Origin of the sequence: Paenarthrobacter sp. YJN-D, assembly GCF_015040335.1 — a bacterium.
Classification (GTDB): domain Bacteria; phylum Actinomycetota; class Actinomycetes; order Actinomycetales; family Micrococcaceae; genus Arthrobacter; species Arthrobacter nicotinovorans.
In genome coordinates this window covers 1,184,472-1,199,530 of record NZ_CP053549.1, presented here as the reverse complement: position 1 = coordinate 1,199,530, position 15,059 = coordinate 1,184,472, and the positions used below count along the sequence as shown (strand labels likewise).

The 15,059-nt window shown below is 62.4% G+C and carries 18 protein-coding genes; 10 read left to right on the top strand and 8 right to left on the bottom strand.

The genetic code is table 11. The features are described 5' to 3' along the window. Positions 1 to 22 precede the first annotated feature (22 nt). Both HMI60_RS05665 and HMI60_RS05660 read right to left on the bottom strand, forming a co-directional pair. The gene (locus HMI60_RS05665) at positions 23 to 472 is read right to left on the bottom strand and encodes a hypothetical protein (protein WP_193590714.1); all 450 of its coding nucleotides are present in this window, start codon (positions 470 to 472) and stop codon (positions 23 to 25) included. Between the two features lie 216 nt (positions 473 to 688). After that, the gene (locus HMI60_RS05660) at positions 689 to 1,453 is read right to left on the bottom strand and encodes a GAF and ANTAR domain-containing protein (RefSeq protein ID WP_370584097.1); all 765 of its coding nucleotides are present in this window, start codon (positions 1,451 to 1,453) and stop codon (positions 689 to 691) included. 287 nt (positions 1,454 to 1,740) lie between these two features. Between HMI60_RS05660 and HMI60_RS05655 the strand changes: the two genes are divergently transcribed. The 5 genes from HMI60_RS05655 to HMI60_RS05635 all read left to right on the top strand — a co-directional run bounded on the left by HMI60_RS05655 (position 1,741) and on the right by HMI60_RS05635 (position 6,933). Beyond that, positions 1,741 to 2,073, top strand: a complete 333-nt coding sequence (locus HMI60_RS05655; RefSeq protein WP_227453659.1) for a hypothetical protein — start codon at positions 1,741 to 1,743, stop codon at positions 2,071 to 2,073. 734 nt (positions 2,074 to 2,807) lie between these two features. Continuing rightward, positions 2,808 to 3,599 (top strand): DeoR/GlpR family DNA-binding transcription regulator, encoded by a 792-nt coding sequence (locus tag HMI60_RS05650; protein WP_018778931.1) that lies wholly within the window; start codon positions 2,808 to 2,810, stop codon positions 3,597 to 3,599. Next, on the top strand, positions 3,596 to 4,588 hold the full coding sequence (locus tag HMI60_RS05645; RefSeq protein WP_039239324.1) for a 1-phosphofructokinase family hexose kinase: 993 nt from the start codon (positions 3,596 to 3,598) through the stop codon (positions 4,586 to 4,588). The genes HMI60_RS05650 and HMI60_RS05645 overlap by 4 nt, the downstream gene beginning before the upstream one ends. Then, positions 4,585 to 6,615 (top strand): fructose-specific PTS transporter subunit EIIC, encoded by a 2,031-nt coding sequence (locus tag HMI60_RS05640; RefSeq protein ID WP_193590712.1) that lies wholly within the window; start codon positions 4,585 to 4,587, stop codon positions 6,613 to 6,615. Before HMI60_RS05645 ends, HMI60_RS05640 begins: the two co-directional genes overlap by 4 nt. A gap of 39 nt (positions 6,616 to 6,654) precedes the next feature. Next, positions 6,655 to 6,933: an HPr family phosphocarrier protein gene (locus HMI60_RS05635; protein WP_018778934.1), complete on the top strand. Its 279-nt coding sequence runs from the start codon at positions 6,655 to 6,657 to the stop codon at positions 6,931 to 6,933. Positions 6,934 to 7,055: 122 nt separating this feature from the next. Here the strand turns inward: HMI60_RS05635 and HMI60_RS05630 are convergent, their stop codons facing one another. The 4 genes from HMI60_RS05630 to HMI60_RS05615 all read right to left on the bottom strand — a co-directional run bounded on the left by HMI60_RS05630 (position 7,056) and on the right by HMI60_RS05615 (position 9,772). Continuing rightward, entirely contained in the window at positions 7,056 to 7,643 is a 588-nt protein-coding gene (locus tag HMI60_RS05630) for a TetR/AcrR family transcriptional regulator (RefSeq protein WP_193590711.1), read from the bottom strand. 4 nt (positions 7,644 to 7,647) lie between these two features. Further along, positions 7,648 to 8,205, bottom strand: coding sequence for a hypothetical protein (locus HMI60_RS05625; protein WP_193590710.1), 558 nt, complete (start codon positions 8,203 to 8,205; stop codon positions 7,648 to 7,650). 86 nt (positions 8,206 to 8,291) lie between these two features. Continuing rightward, the gene (locus tag HMI60_RS05620; protein ID WP_189076406.1) at positions 8,292 to 9,251 is read right to left on the bottom strand and encodes a DNA topoisomerase IB; all 960 of its coding nucleotides are present in this window, start codon (positions 9,249 to 9,251) and stop codon (positions 8,292 to 8,294) included. 41 nt (positions 9,252 to 9,292) lie between these two features. Continuing rightward, positions 9,293 to 9,772, bottom strand: a complete 480-nt coding sequence (locus HMI60_RS05615; RefSeq protein ID WP_014920468.1) for a Dps family protein — start codon at positions 9,770 to 9,772, stop codon at positions 9,293 to 9,295. Between the two features lie 308 nt (positions 9,773 to 10,080). On the opposite strand from HMI60_RS05615, the gene HMI60_RS05610 reads away from it, so the two are divergent. Then, a complete protein-coding gene (locus tag HMI60_RS05610; protein WP_018778938.1) occupies positions 10,081 to 10,251 on the top strand; it encodes a hypothetical protein in 171 nt (56 codons plus the stop codon). A gap of 82 nt (positions 10,252 to 10,333) precedes the next feature. Here the strand turns inward: HMI60_RS05610 and HMI60_RS05605 are convergent, their stop codons facing one another. Beyond that, a complete protein-coding gene (locus tag HMI60_RS05605; RefSeq protein WP_018778939.1) occupies positions 10,334 to 10,555 on the bottom strand; it encodes a hypothetical protein in 222 nt (73 codons plus the stop codon). Positions 10,556 to 10,670: 115 nt separating this feature from the next. On the opposite strand from HMI60_RS05605, the gene HMI60_RS05600 reads away from it, so the two are divergent. Then, positions 10,671 to 11,183: a DUF6328 family protein gene (locus tag HMI60_RS05600; protein ID WP_018778940.1), complete on the top strand. Its 513-nt coding sequence runs from the start codon at positions 10,671 to 10,673 to the stop codon at positions 11,181 to 11,183. Between the two features lie 69 nt (positions 11,184 to 11,252). Next, positions 11,253 to 11,519 carry a Rho termination factor N-terminal domain-containing protein gene (locus tag HMI60_RS05595; protein ID WP_055977300.1) on the top strand — a complete coding sequence of 89 codons (267 nt, stop codon included), beginning with the start codon at positions 11,253 to 11,255 and terminating at the stop codon, positions 11,517 to 11,519. A gap of 30 nt (positions 11,520 to 11,549) precedes the next feature. Here the strand turns inward: HMI60_RS05595 and HMI60_RS05590 are convergent, their stop codons facing one another. Continuing rightward, entirely contained in the window at positions 11,550 to 12,236 is a 687-nt protein-coding gene (locus HMI60_RS05590; protein WP_018778942.1) for a FadR/GntR family transcriptional regulator, read from the bottom strand. Between the two features lie 280 nt (positions 12,237 to 12,516). Here HMI60_RS05590 and HMI60_RS05585 point away from each other — a divergent pair, with 280 nt between their 5' ends. Further along, positions 12,517 to 13,698, top strand: a complete 1,182-nt coding sequence (locus HMI60_RS05585) for an aminotransferase class V-fold PLP-dependent enzyme (RefSeq protein WP_227453658.1) — start codon at positions 12,517 to 12,519, stop codon at positions 13,696 to 13,698. A gap of 59 nt (positions 13,699 to 13,757) precedes the next feature. Next, positions 13,758 to 15,053, top strand: a complete 1,296-nt coding sequence (locus HMI60_RS05580; protein WP_227453657.1) for a sugar ABC transporter substrate-binding protein — start codon at positions 13,758 to 13,760, stop codon at positions 15,051 to 15,053. Positions 15,054 to 15,059: the final 6 nt, after the last annotated feature.

The window sequence follows — 15,059 nt, the reverse complement described above, 5'->3', positions numbered from 1 at the left end:
ATGGACTATTCAGAGACGGTGGTTACCCAACGTGGCGCGGAACCTCCATTTGGAAACCACAACGGCAATGCAGGACCTGGGTCTGCAAGTAGACCTCAAGGAGATTGGGGCTTTCAGGATCTTCTGTGCTCCGGGGGGCCGCAATCACGCGTTCAGTAGGACGTCCCAGCGTCATGGGGTCGCCGCAATGCGTGCAGCTGAACCACAGTCCTGCTGCTGCAGTGGAAAGGAATTCCTGTTGGATCTCCGGCACCAGCGTTGCCAGGCGGACGGGGTGGGCGTAGAAGGTATCGCATTCGCTGCAGGTGTAGCTGACGTCGACCACTTCCGTCTGGTGTGGTTCGGCTTCCACCACGGTCTCAACAAAAATGTAGGAATCGGTGCCGCAGACAGTGCACCATGGCCGTACTTCGGCCTGGGCAGGTTCGGGCCCTTGTGAAGGTTTCGGGACAGGAAGGGAACCAAGCGTCATTGCCATTCTCCTTTTACAACTCCAAGGAGCCGCATGCATTGACGCTGCGAGCCGGCCGATGATGGCCACGGCTGAAAGTGCAGTTCTTGGACCATCCGGGATGGCACCACGTCATGAGGCTCCAAGGGCTATCTGCTTAACCCACCTAAAATGTAGTTCACCAGTGGCTTGCGTCACAAGTCATCGGCTGGCCGCAGACCCTCGGGGCGCTGTCCCTCAGGGTTCGAAATGAGCCACGGGTGACTCTTTCGCAACGCTCTTGATCAGCGACTCGGCGACGTCACGCAGCTTCTGGTTCCGGGCGCTTGAGGCCTTTTTGAGGATCTGGAAGGCGTCGTCCTGGCTGCACCTGTTCTGCCCCATGATGATGCCGCACGCGAGGTCGATCACGGTGCGGGACTGCATCGCATCCTGGAGGTCATCGGCGTGCTGCTGCTTTACTCCGATCCGGACTGCCAGGCGCAAAGAGCGTTCGGCCTGGCTGGCATAGAGCTCACAGTCCCGGATGGTGGCCGCGTCAAAAGCGTCGATCCGCGGAGCGAAGAAGTTAAGGGCCGCGGTTGCACCTTCGTCCAGCTCCAAAGGGACACAGAGTGCCGAAAGATGGCCACGGTCCGCGATGACCTTGCAGTAGTCGGGCCAGCGCCCCTCGGTGGAGGTGTCGGGCACATGCACGGTGGCATGGCTACGCATTGCTTCCAGGCATGGGCCGTCCCCGTACGCCTGCTGTACTTCGTCAATCAATCTGGCTTCCGGGGTGCTTCCGGCCACCGTGGCCGTCCGCCTCCGCCTGCTCAATGTGATGCCACAATGCACGTTCACACCCACCGCGTTGGACACTGCCGCCGCGGAAAACACAGCAAGCTCTCCGAGGAATCCACCGACGTCTTCGCTATCGATAACGAGGTCCTGAAGCTGCTCGGGCACCGAAACTTCGTCGGGCGCCGAGGCGGCATCAGGCAGCGCCAATTCAACGTTCATTTCGTCCATGCCTTAGTTTACGATCGCCGGGTCACTGCCTGTCACCCCTTTGGGGAATGACAACAGAATCCTTGCATATGCCGTGCACCTATGTGCACAATCTAGCTACAGTCCCGCATTTTCAGGACCAGGCTTTACAGCTCATGCAGACGGGCGACCCGCATTTTTTGATGTCGAGGTAGACACCCATGCCGGCCCAGCCAGCGTCCAGAGTCCCGGACGAAGCCCACCAACCGCCCGATGAGCGTCTTTGGTGTACCCGGTGCAATACGGACAAGCACCTCTTGGTGAATTCGATCCAGTCCCACTATCCGCCCGCGCCCAACTTGGTGGACGTGGCGTACGAGTGCCATGTCTGCAGGTATTCCTACCAGCAGATCGCGTCCGTCCAGAGGGTTGCCGCGGTACTCAACCGACCCGGTATTTCCCAGGGGGTACTTCAGTTCGGCGGTCAGTATCTTCACTGCGGCGAACCCATGAAGACCAGCAGCTGCGAGCTCCGGAGGATTCAAACTCCCCTCGTCCTGAAACCGGGTGGGCAGCTGCGGATGTACGAGGTTCTCATCAACACGAGGATTCTTGGATGCCGCTGCGGCTTCCGGATGGAAATTCCGGACTGAACGTGACGGGCGCAGCCATGAGGAGCAGCACCAATTCTGAAGCTACAGGAAGGGACAGCATGCACGCAGAATCACAGAAAAGAGAGTCTTCCACTGCCACCCGGGGGCTTGGCCAGCATAACCAGCATGGTCAACCCGGCAAGCACAAGCTGCCGGATCCACCTGACCCGGACAACCTGCCCATCGACTACATGGGGTCCGGATGGGATTCCAGCCGGTACCCTTCCAGCACGCCGCAAAGCCTCCGCCCGACGCATTCGTCCCGGAGAAGGAGCGCTTGATGATGAGCGGTTTCCCCACGGATCCCTCACACCCCGATCCAACCCGGGAACCCGGGCCTACGCCTGAGCCCGTACCGTTGCCGGAACCGGGCCCGCCGCCCGTCCCGGAACCCACCCCGGGACCGGCAGTCCCACCGCCCCCGGGACCAGGGGACCCCCCTTCGCTTTAGGGCTGTTCCGCACCCAACAAGACCGGATCCCGGCATATCCCCCAGTCAGGATCCGATAGAAGGGCATGTCGCGCTACAGGGAGCGCGACATGCCCTTTCGTCGTCTCCGGAGCCCTCCCGGTCCGCGCCCGGACCACCTCGGACGCAGCAGTGATCTTTGTTTATGTTGGTTTCTATTGACTTACCAACATAAACAAAGATAGAGTCAAGCAATTCCACATCGTTGTGACAGCAGTCACGGAAGTGGCCGCAACGAACTTGGCTTTACCGCAATGGAGGGTAAGTGTTCGCAGAAGAACGCCAGCAACTGATCTCCGCACTCGTCGCAGAGCGCGGACGCGTGAGCGTCACGGACCTCGCAGACCGTTTCAGCATCACCACCGAAACCATCCGCCGCGACCTCGCGGCCCTTGAAGTTTCCGGAAATCTCCGCCGCGTCCACGGCGGCGCAGTCCCCTCCGACCGCCTGAGCACCCGCGAGGAAAGCATCCTGGAGCGGGCAGTGCAGCGCCAGGCCGAAAAACTCCGTATCGCGAACGCCGCTCTTGCACTGATCCCGGAACCCACCACCGGCAGCATCCTGCTCGACGCCGGTTCCACCACTGAAACCCTGGCGGACCTGCTGGCCCAGCGGACTCCGTCCACCAATGGGAACGACGAGCTCGTGGTCATCACCCACGCGATTCCGATTGCCGGCAAGCTCTCCTCCACGCAGGGCGTCGCACTCCAGATCCTCGGCGGCCGTGTCCGCGGACTCACGCAGGCCGCCGTCGGGCAGTCCACCGTGGAGGCCGCTTACAGGCTTCGTCCGGACATCGCCTTCGTGGGCGCCAACGGGATCCACGCCGTCTTCGGGCTGAGCACGCCGGATCCCGAGGAAGCCGCGGTGAAAGCCGCTTTCGTCCAGTCTGCCCGCCGCGTTGTAGCCCTGGCCGACTCGTCCAAGCTGGATGCCGAAACACTGGTCCAGTTCGCCACCCTGAAGGATGTTGACACCTTGATTACTGACCAGCAGCCCTCGGCTGAACTTGCGGCGGCTTTGGCCGACGCCGGCGTCGACGTAGTGATCGCATGATCGTCACGCTCACCGCCAACCCCAGCCTGGACCGCACGGTGGAACTCCCGGGCGCCCTGGCCCGCGGCGAAGTTCAGCGCGCGGTGGCCGTCCACCAGGAATCCGGCGGAAAGGGCGTCAACGTTTCCCGGGCGCTCGTGGCCTCCGGCCTCGAAACGTTGGCAGTCCTTCCCGGCGCGGATTCAGACCCCGTCCTGTCCGGACTGCACGACGGCGGCGTGCCCTTTGCGGCGCTGCCAATCGGTCAGGCGCTACGCAGCAACGTCACGCTCACCGAACCGGATGGGGTCACCACCAAGATCAACGAACCCGGCCCGGAGCTGAGTGGCGAACAGCAGGAAGCCCTGATCGGGCTGCTGCTGGAGCGCTCCCGTGGCGCCAGCTGGGTGGTTCTCGCAGGCTCGCTCCCACCAGGAGTACCCGCGGATTTCTACGCCACAATCGCGCGTCGGCTCCGGTCGAACGCTGATGGAACGGCCGCCCCCGGCATCGCCATCGACTCCTCCGGAGCTCCGCTTGCGGCGGCCCTGGTGGGCGATGCCGCAGGAAAGCCCGACCTCCTCAAGCCGAATGCGGAAGAGCTTGCCGAGCTCGCCGCCGCAGCCGGTTTCACCAACGTCTACACAGCTGACGAACTGGAAGCGGACCCGGCCAAAGCCGCCCAAGCCGCTGCCGCCGTCGTCGCCAGCGGTGTAGGCGCCGTTCTCGCAACACTCGGGTCCAAGGGCGCAGTCCTGGTGACCGCAGACGGAGCGTGGTTCGCCACGCATCCGCCGATCAAGGCAGTCAGCACAGTGGGCGCAGGGGATTCTTCCCTTGCCGGCTACCTGCTGGCCGCAACCCAGGGCGGTTCCGCGCAGGACTGCCTCCGTCAAGCCGTGGCACATGGTGCCGCAGCTGCTTCGCTACCGGGCTCCACTGTCCCGGCAGTCCACCAGACAACCCCCGACGCCGTATCCATCACGGCCCTCCAGAAGGAATCACAGTGACCCAGCTGATCACCCCACAATTGGTCACCCTCGACCAAAACCTGGGCGACTCCCCCGCCGACGTCATCCGCGTCCTGGCAGGCAAAGTTGCCGCCTCCGGCCGAGCTTCCGAGGTTGAAGGGCTCTTCGCCGACGCCTTCGCCCGCGAGCAGAAGACGGCGACCGGCGTCCCCGGCGGCATCGCCATCCCGCACTGCCGCTCGGCCGCCGTCTCGGAGCCTGCCCTCGCTATGGCCCGCCTCTCCCACAAGGTGGACTTCGGCGCCAAGGACGGCCCGGCTGACCTCATCTTCTTTATCGCAGCCCCGGACGGCGCAGACCAGGAACACCTGAAGCTGCTCTCCAAGCTGGCACGTTCACTGATTAAGAAGGACTTCACCGCAGCACTCAGGGCGGCAGCCACCGAGCAGGACATTGTGGACCTCGTCGATGGAGCGCTGGCAGACAAGCCGGCTGCTGCGCCCGCCGCTGCGGCTGCTCCCGCAGAAAACACGACGACGACTGCCGCACCCAAGCGCATCGTCGCAGTGACCGCCTGCCCAACCGGCATCGCACACACGTACATGGCGGCTGATTCGCTGGTTGCCGCTGCCAAGGAAATGGGCGTTGACCTGCAGGTTGAGACCCAGGGCTCCTCAGGCGCCAAGCCGCTGGATCCGGCAGTGATTGCTGCGGCCGACGCCGTGATCTTCGCCGTCGACGTCGACGTCCGCGGCAAGGAGCGCTTCGCCGGCAAGCCGGTCATCAACGCTCCGGTCAAGCGTGGCATCGATGAGCCCACCAGGATGGTCGAGGAAGCCCTGGCTGCCGCCATCGACCCCCACGCACGCCGTGTTCCGCACTTCGGTGCCGAAGAGCAGGCTGAGCGTGCCGAGGAGGAAAAGGGCGAGCACATCGGCCAGAAGCTGAAGCGCGCACTCCTCACCGGCGTCAGCTACATGATTCCGTTCGTTGCGGGTGGCGGCCTTTTGATCGCCCTTGGCTTCCTCATGGGCGGTTATCTCATCACCAACTTCGCCGACAAGATCGTTGTTGAAAACAGCATCTTCAACCTTCCCACCGATTTCCCCGAGAACGCCTGGGGTCCGCTGGGTGCCTACATCGGCGCAGTCCTGTTCAAGATCGGCGCCCTGTCCCTCGGGTTCCTGGTTCCCGCACTGGCCGGTTACATTGCCTACGCCATCGCTGACCGCCCGGGTATCGCCCCCGGCTTTGTAGCCGGTGCTGTGTCCGGCTTCATGGGCGCCGGCTTCCTGGGAGGCATCGTTGGTGGTCTCCTGGCCGGCTACGTGGCCTACCAGATCGGCAAGCTGGACGTCCCGCGCTGGCTTCGCGGCCTGATGCCCGTGGTGATCATCCCTCTGCTCGCGTCCCTGGTGGCGTCCGGTTTGATGTTCCTGATCCTCGGCCGTCCGATCGTGGATCTGACCAACGCCCTCAATGCCGGACTTTCCAGCCTCACGGGAGCCGGAGCTGTGGTCCTCGGCATCATCCTGGGCCTCATGATGTGCTTCGACCTCGGTGGTCCCGTCAACAAGGTTGCGTACGCATTTGCCGTTGCGGGCCTCGGTGCTGCGAGTGTCAGCAACCAGGCTCCCTGGCAGATCATGGCAGCCGTCATGGCTGCAGGCATGGTTCCGCCGCTGGCCATGGCCCTCGCCACTGTGCTCGACAAGAAGCTGTTCTCCCTGGCAGAGCGTGAAAACGGCAAGGCAGCCTGGCTCCTCGGTGCATCCTTCATCTCCGAAGGCGCCATCCCGTTCGCCGCAGCCGACCCCCTGCGCGTCATCCCGGCCAGCATGGTGGGCGGCGCCGTCACCGGTGCCCTGTCGATGGCCTTCGGTGTCACCTCCAAGGCTCCACACGGCGGTTTGTTCGTCTTCTTCGCCATCGACAACTTCCTGCTGTTCTTCCTCTCGATCGCCGTCGGCGTGGTCATCACTGCGCTGCTGGTCATCGCCCTCAAGCGTTGGGCCGTGAAGAAGCCGGTAGAGGCAGAAACCACCCCGGCAACCGTCAGCGTTTAGACTTCCCACAAAGCCACCCACCACCACAAAGGAGCACCAATGCCTGAACGTACAGCCACCATCGCTAGCCGCGTCGGCCTCCACGCCCGCCCGGCAGCCATCTTCGCCGAGGCTGCGGGAGACCTGGATATCGATGTCACCATCGCCCGCCCGGGAGAGCCAGCCGACGACGCCATGGACGCCGCCAGCATCCTTTCCCTGATGAGCCTGGGCGCTGCCCACGGTGACGTGGTGGTGCTGCGTGCCGAAGGTGAAGGTGCGGACGCAGCACTGGACAGCCTGGTGAAGATCCTCGAAACGGACCACGACGCCGAGTAGGGACACCCAAACCCCTCAGCGACACGCAAAGAGCCTGGTGCCACCCGGATATGGGTGGCGCCAGGCTCTTTGCATGTCCGAAGTACTTTTGCGCGTCCGGGGTGCTCTGCTTGCCTAAGGTGCTAGGGACCCGCGAGCTCGTCGAGATGGCGCGAGAGCACCCGGAGCATCGGACCCGCCTCCGGGAGTTCACCGCTCCACAATCCGTGCATCGCGATCCCGTCAAGGAGCGCACGCAAGCGCTGGGCTTCATAGCCGGGGTCGCGCCCCGGGTTGAACTGTCCCGCTTCGGCCAGGAGCTGGAGGGCAACGTGACACACGCGGTCCACTCCCTCGCTGAGCCTGATCGCGGCAGGACGTAGTGCACTATCCGTCAGTGAGAGGACACCAAGCTGGACCTGCGCCACGAGTTCCAGCCGCCGTTCCTTGTCGAGAGGAAGCAACTGCAGGAGCAAGCCATCAACCAACGCCCGGCCAGTGAGCTCAAGGGCGGCGATTCGGGCGGTGACCCGGTCCTCAATGAGTTGCAGGCAGAACTCCCGCAGGGCATGTTGCGTGGCAAACGCACGCCGTAGCGAAGCGGCTGCGATGCCCGCTTCCGCTGCCACCCCGCGCACTGAAAGGCCCGAAAGGCCATCACGTTCGAGGACACGCAGGGAAGCTTCCGCAATTGCTGCACTGCGTGCCTCTGCATCGATTCTCCGGGGCATGGAATCAGCGCGACGGCGTAGCAGCGGGCAAGGCGCGGGCAGCCTTCTTCGGCCAGATCGTGTAGCTCAAAGCCCAGAGGAAGTCGATGGCGAAGATGATGCCCAGGATGCGGAAGAAGTCCGAGAGCGCTGCGGTTCTTTCGGCGTCGTTGACGAGGAAGATAATCGCGCCAAGGGTCGCCGCTGCGATGGCAACCGCCAACCCGGTAAGGAGCACATCCCGCCAGCATTTGATGGTGTAGCGGGTTCCAGTGAGACGTTCCGGCGCAGGTCCGCCCGCGAACCGGTGCTGGAAGTGCGCATCGGCCCAAGCCACCATGCGCTTGCCGTACGAGACAGAAACACCGATGTAGACCGCGGCGAGTCCGTGGTGCCATGAGGCTGTACCGCCGCCCAGCAAATCGACGGCGACCAAGGCAAGCAGGATGGCATCAATAACCGGAGCAAGGATCAGGAGGGCTCCGCCCAGGCGGGGACGACGCAGCAGATACCGTGCTGCGAGCCCGGCAAGGATCGCCACCCAGAACGCAACTTCACACACCACGATTGCCAACAGAATCACTTACGGCCCCCAGACGCCACGTCCCATCAATCTTTATTAGTACGAGTGTACTCACAAAAACGACAGGCCTTCTCGAGAGGCACGGTTTAACTCGATGTTTCGCCGTTCAAGTAGGCGGCAACCGACGCTTCCGTTGGCTTGACGTCCTTGAGCTCCTCCGAGAGGTAGCCCTCGATAATCCGCGGATCCACATAGGAGGAACGCGCCACAGAGGGCGTGTTGCCCAAGAGTTCGGACGCCTCTTTGATGGCCCGCACAATGGCTTGCCTGGGGGTTCCCTTATGCCCGGACTTGATGAGGCAGAGGGCGGCGGCCGCAGTGCCTTTCCAGGTCCGGAAATCCTTGGAGGTGTACGCCTCCCCTGAGATGCCCCTGAGGTATTCATTGATCATGGACGCATCCACCGACACCCAGGTGCCGTTGGCCTGGTAAGCAAGCAGCCGCTCCTTGCCGGGACGGTCCGCCAGCGGCTCCAAGAAGGCCGCCAAAGCGGGATCGTGGATGGAGGTATCCCAGAGCTGGCCGCTCTTGCCGGGGAACTTAAGGAAGACGTCAGGGCCCTCCACCCGCGCGTGGCGGCATCGGAGGGTGGTGAGTCCGTAGGAACCGTTCTGCTTCATGTAGACCTCGGAACCTACGCGCAGCGCGCCAAGGTCCATGAACCGTACAGCTGCTGCGAGCGTCTGCTGCCGGGGATCCGCGGCGTCCTGGAGATGGACCGTCACGTTGCGGCGGACCGTTGGCAGCACCAGGCCAAGTTTGGCTGCACGGATGAACTTCTCGGTGTCCTTACGTTCCCGCCACCCAGGGTGATAGATGTACTGGCTCCGTCCGGCAGCATCCACTCCCGTGGCCAGGATGTGGCCATGCTCGTAGGGACTGATCCACACATCGGTCCATGCAGGCGGGATCGCCAGCGCGTTGATGCGCTGGCGATCCTCCTTGCTGACCAGACTGCCGTCAGGGTGGCGGTAGCTGAACCCCGTACCAACCTTCCGGCGGACGATGCCGGGCTTGGAAAGGTCGCTTCTCTTCAGCCGCGGCATGGTCGGCGGGTCTCTCTGTCTTCAGCCGGTCCGGTTGATGCTCAGGCTTCGTCCGGATCGGTAACGGCAGCGCCGGCGTTCATGATCTCTGCGTTGATCATCCAGACCAGCTGCTCAAGGCGGGCGATAAACGCGTGCAGCAGGTCCGCCGTCGTGGGATCTTCCTCGTCCACCTCGTCATGGACGTCGCGCATGGTCTGGACAGCGCGTTCCACGCGGTCGGTAACCAGCTTGACGGCGTTCTTGGTGTTGACCAGGCCTGCCGGGAATTCCTCCAGGCGGGTGCCCTTGGCGATGGTCGCGCTGCGGCCGTCCGGCAGGGCATGGAGGGCACGCATGCGCTCGGCGGTGTCGTCAGCGAACTGGCGGGTGGCCAGGACGAGTTCGTCCAGCTGGAGGTGAAGATCGCGGAAGTTCGGTCCCACGATGTTCCAGTGTGCCTGCTTTCCCTGGAGCTGCAGCTCGATGAGGTCTGTCAGGACGATTTGAAGGTTGTCTGCAAGCTGCTGTGACGCTTTCATGTGTTCCTCTCATGGACTTTCATGTGAGCCAAAAACGCGCCGCAAGATTTCTGCGGCGACTGCCCAATCATCAGGTGACGACTGCAATAAGCCTTTCATAAGGGTGCTTAGTAGTACAATGAGGAGTGTTACTGTTCACAGCTGGCGAACTTCATCATCCGATGAAACCCCGGCTGACAGGGGCAAAGGCACTTCGAGGCGGCGGAACGCCTCCAAGTACCGGCATAACTAAATCGAAGTAAAACCGGAATGCATAGTTGGGAATCGGCGATTATTCAATGATTTCCCCGGAAAGGAATGTGCTGACCATGAATACGCTTCTGATCATTGCTGGTGTAGTAGCAATTGTTCTTCTTCTTGTGGGCGGCTTCTCGCAGGCCCTGAACTGGTTGCTGTGGGTAGGCGTTGTCCTTCTCGTCATCGCGGCCATCGGGTGGCTGCTGAGCTTCATGTCGGGACGCCGGGGCCATACGGTATAACCACCACCGAGGACTTCCGACAGGTCAACGAGGGCTGTACCTGCGCCCATCATTTGCACGCAGGGACGGCCCTCAGGCGCCCTTACCCTCCCTCAGGCTCCTGCCCTGTAGCCTCTGACGGCGGCGCAGCATCCGGATCCTTGGGCGTGGGGAACTCGTCACCCGGCACTTCGGGAACTCCTTCAGCCGGCCGCTCCGGCGTTTCGCGCCCGTCGCCGCTGCCGGGCATCTCCTGTTCGGGAGTCGGCGTACCGTAGCCGCCGGGCTCGCTGTCCGGGTCCACGCGGTGCTCGTCCTGACTCATTTTCTTCCTCCTTGGAAATCCGTTGAGGCCCCGATAAGAGTTCGAGGAATGCTGACAGTCCGACCGTAGTCCGGCACATCCCCGGCGTCCACCACACAGCTGCGGAGGCATGCGAATGGCAGAACAGGAACAAGTTCCCAGAATCGGCAGGAACGAGTCCACGGAAGAACGCATGGACCGCAACTGGATGGAACTCATCCAGGAGCTGCGGGTACTGCAAACGGGCGTCCAGATCCTGGGTGGCTTCCTGTTGACACTGCCGTTCCAGTCACGCTTCGGGGAACTGGACGACTGGCAGCGCGGCCTTTACCTGTTCAACGTGATGGTGGCTGCCCTCACTACAGTGCTCATCGTCATTCCGGTCAGCGTTCATCGGCGGCTCTTCCGCCGCGGGCTCAAGGCCACACTCGTCTCCAGCGCCGACATTGTCACCAAATGGGCCTTGGGAGGCGTCGCGCTACTGATCGTGGGGTCCGCCACGCTGGTCTTCGATTTCACAGCCGGAAGGACCGCAGGCATTGTGGCCGGCGGCTTCATCGTCCTGACGTTGCTGTTGCTGGTGGTCGGCATGCCCCTGTGGCTCTACCGCCGGGGAATGAGCAGCAACGGACACAACAAGGAGGAGTGAGTCGCCCTGGAAGCTGCCACGAACTCCGAAGTATCACATGACCACAAACTCAGGGAAAGGAACCTGAACATGCCGGAAAAGAAGAACCCAAGCATCAAAGACCCTGAACTCTATGAGGAACTGCGCGACGACGGAGCCTCCAAGGAAAAAGCAGCCCGGATCTCCAACGCAGCGGCAGCCCGGGGACGCAAGGACGTGGGTCGTAAGGGAGGCAAATCAGGGGACTATGACGATTGGACCGTCGACAAACTGAAAGCCCGCGCCAAAGAACTCGGCCTGAAGGGTTACTCGGACAAGAAGAAGTCCGAACTCATTTCAATGCTGCGGAACCACTGACCCCGTCGCCCAGCCCCGGCCATGGCAACGTCAGAGCCGGGGCTCCGGCCTTAGTTTCCTGAGCCAGGTCTCCGTCTGGGCGATATGTGCGGCCGTCGCTGTCGCCGCCATGGTGGGATCACGCCGGGCGATCGCAGCCACGATCGCACTATGGCCTGCAGTGCTGTCCCTGCGCACGGCCGCGCCGTCCTCGCCGTCGAAAATGTGGAAATGCCCGCCTCGGGAGCGGAAAAGCCTGACCAGCGCATTCAGCGTCGAGTTGCCGCCCGCACGGCAGATTTCCTCATGGAACTCTGAATCCAGCTCGGAGTATTCGCCGGGGTCGACCGTGGCCTCCATGCTCTCCACAAGCGCGGTCAACTTCGCCAGGACTTCAGGAGTGGCATTGGCAGCCGCCGCCGCAGCGGCATGGGATTCCATGAGACGGCGGATCTCGAAGAGTTCCAGCAGACCGTCCAACGGCAACAGGTCCACCAGCAGGGCAAAGTTCTGAAGGATCACCGTGGGCTCCAGGGACGAGACGTACGTTCCCGAGCCATGCCTGGATTCCATGACGCCCAGTGCCGACATCGCCCTCACTGCCTCCCTGAGGGAACTCCGCGATACGCCCAGCTGCGCCGCCAACTCCGCTTCCGGAGGACATTTCTGACCAGCCGCGAGTTCACCCGAGGCAATTTTGTTCCTCAGGCCCTGCATCGCCGTTTCGACAGCACCCAATACGTCGCCTCCTCCAGATTCCGGTATCACGCTACCGCACCGGGGCGTCCGGGCAGCTGAGTGAGGGCATTGTCATGCCTTCTGTTCAAGACATCGTACCTTTAGACTCAAACATGGGCTGATGAGGCAGGAATATCACCAGAAAACGACAGAGTCATCTTATGACTATTTTGGATTGTCCGTTGTCTTGGTCAAAGCTGTGATGTAACTTACAGAGCGTTGACCCATTCCTCCGACGAAGGACGCCGTGTTCCCAGCACCCCTCACAGTCCCCCGCCCGATGTTGACCCCAGAGGGCCAGCCCGCAATGGCCGACTGGAGCCTTACACCGTCCAAGGTCCACCTCAACCACGGTTCATATGGGTCCGTTCCCCGCGCTGCCCAGGCACATCAGTTGAAGCTCAAGGAGCTTATGGACCAGAACCCCTGTCCGTGGTTCATGGGCCAATTCGAGCTGGTAGCCACGGCGCGACGGGAGATTGCAGAGTTCCTCAGGGTCGATCCGCAACACGTGGCGCTGGTCCACAACGCCAGCGCGGGCGTCAGTGCCGTCTACAACTCACTGGACTTCGCTCCCGGCGCCGAAATCGTGACCACCAACCACGCCTACGGAGCGGTGCTGCAGGGCGCGGAGCGGGTAGCCCGCAGGTGCGGCGGCCAGGTCCGGATTGCAGAGATACCCCTCAAGGCGGATGCGGAGGCAGTTTGCGCCCTGGTCATGGCGGAAGTAACTCCCAGGACAGCTCTGATCGTGGTGGACCACATCACCTCCGCAACTGCCCGGGCCTTCCCCGTCGAGGGAATCGCCCGCGCGGCTTCCCGTCTGGGTGTACCTGTGCTGGTGGACGCCGCCCACGCTCCGGGAGTTCTGGAGTTCCCGGTCCCCGATTTTGAGGGCTTTTGGGTTGGTAACCTGCACAAATTCGCTTGTGCGCCACGAGGCACCGCAGCGTTGGTGGCGCGCGGACCAGAAGCACAGGCACTGGAACCGTTGATCGATTCGTGGGGGTTCCCGTACAGCTTCCCGGAGAACTTCGACCACGTGGGAACCCAGGACGTGACCTCGTGGATGGCGGCCCGGACCGCCTTCGACACCATAGAGGAGCGATACGGCTGGGCAGCTTTCCGCAGCTACGCCAAGGAGTTGTGCGACTATGGCCAATCACTGATCAGCGAGGCATTTGCCAGTGCCACAGGGCAGAACCCGGCAGTGGACGTCGGCATGCCGGTGGGACCCCTGCGCCTGATCCGCCTGCCGGAGGGGCTCGCCACTACCCACGAGGATTCCCACGCGGTCCGCGGCTACATCTCAGACCACCTGGACATCGAAACTGCCATCACCACGTTCAACGGACAAGGTTTCCTGCGGCTTTCGGCCCATTTGTACAACTCCCCCAAGGACTACGAGATATTCGCGGAAAAGGCAGTCCCGGAACTCGTCCGGCTTGCCCGTTCCCTCTAGACCCCACCCGCACCCGCTCAGCCGGTGCAAATCACTTAACCAATCAACGGAGGACCCACGTGAAATCCAGAATTATGGCGTCTGCGGCAGCAGGCCTGGCGGCAGTTCTTGCACTTGCCGGGTGTGGAGGCGGCCAGTCAGCGGCCGATGGCAAGGTCACCTTGAAGATGGTGGAAAGCCTGACGAACCCCACCCGGACGGAAACCCTGAAGAAGCTCATTTCCGGTTTCGAACAGGCCAACCCCGACATCAAGGTGGAGCTCATTTCGCCTCCCACCGATCAGGCGGACCAGAAAATCCAGCAGATGCTCCAGTCCGGCAAGGGCATCGATGTGGTGGAGGCCCGTGACATCACAGTGGGTTCCTTCGGCGCCAACAACTGGCTCTACGACATGACCAAGGACCTCGATGGCTGGGACGGCTGGAACAACCTGACAGACAACGCGGTCACGTACTCGAAGCAAAACGGCAAGACGTACTACATCCCGTACGGTTTCTACGGCCTTTCCCTTTTCTACCGTTCGGACCTGGTCAAGGAGGCCGGATTCGACGGCCCTCCGAACAGTTGGGAAGAGATGGCGAAGCAGGCCGAGGCACTCAACAAACCGGCCGAAAACAAGTTCGGTTACGCCTTCCGTGGCGGCACCAATGCCAACTCCAACGCCGTCGCCATCATCGAGGCATACGTGGCAGACGAGATCGACCGGGAAAACGCCTTCAAGCTGACGAACGGCATGACGATCTTCTCCTCCCCCAAGGCCCAGCAAGCCATGGATCTGTACATTGACCTGTTCAAGAAGGGTTCCCCGCCGTCGTCGGTAGCCTGGGGCTACCCCGAAATGGTGCAGGGCTTCAGCAACGGCTCCACGGCTTTCCTGCTCCAGGACCCCGAAGTCATTGCCACCGTCAAAGAGTCACAGTCCATCAAGCAGGACCAATGGAACGTCGCACCCTTGCTGGTAGGACCAGGCGGCAAGGCAATCCAGCCCGTGGCTTCGGCGGGTTGGGGCATCGCTGAGTCATCCAAGTCCAAGCCCGAGGCAGTCAAGCTCATCAAGTACCTGGCACAGGGAGATGCTGCCACTACGTTCAGCAAGGACAACAGCCTGGTGCCCACACTGAAGTCCGCAGCGCAGGACACCTTCTACAGCACCGGACCATGGGCTGCCTACGTCAAGATGACTGAGAACCCTGATACGTACGTCTCGGCGATCCAGCCCCGCAGCGTCTCCTGGTGGACTGAATGGATCAAGAAGTCCGACGGTGAACTTCAGCGCGTCCTCACGGGCCAGATGTCCACGTCTGACCTGCTGTCCAGTTGGGACAGTTACTGGACCGAAAAGATGAAGGGATAGCTTCCG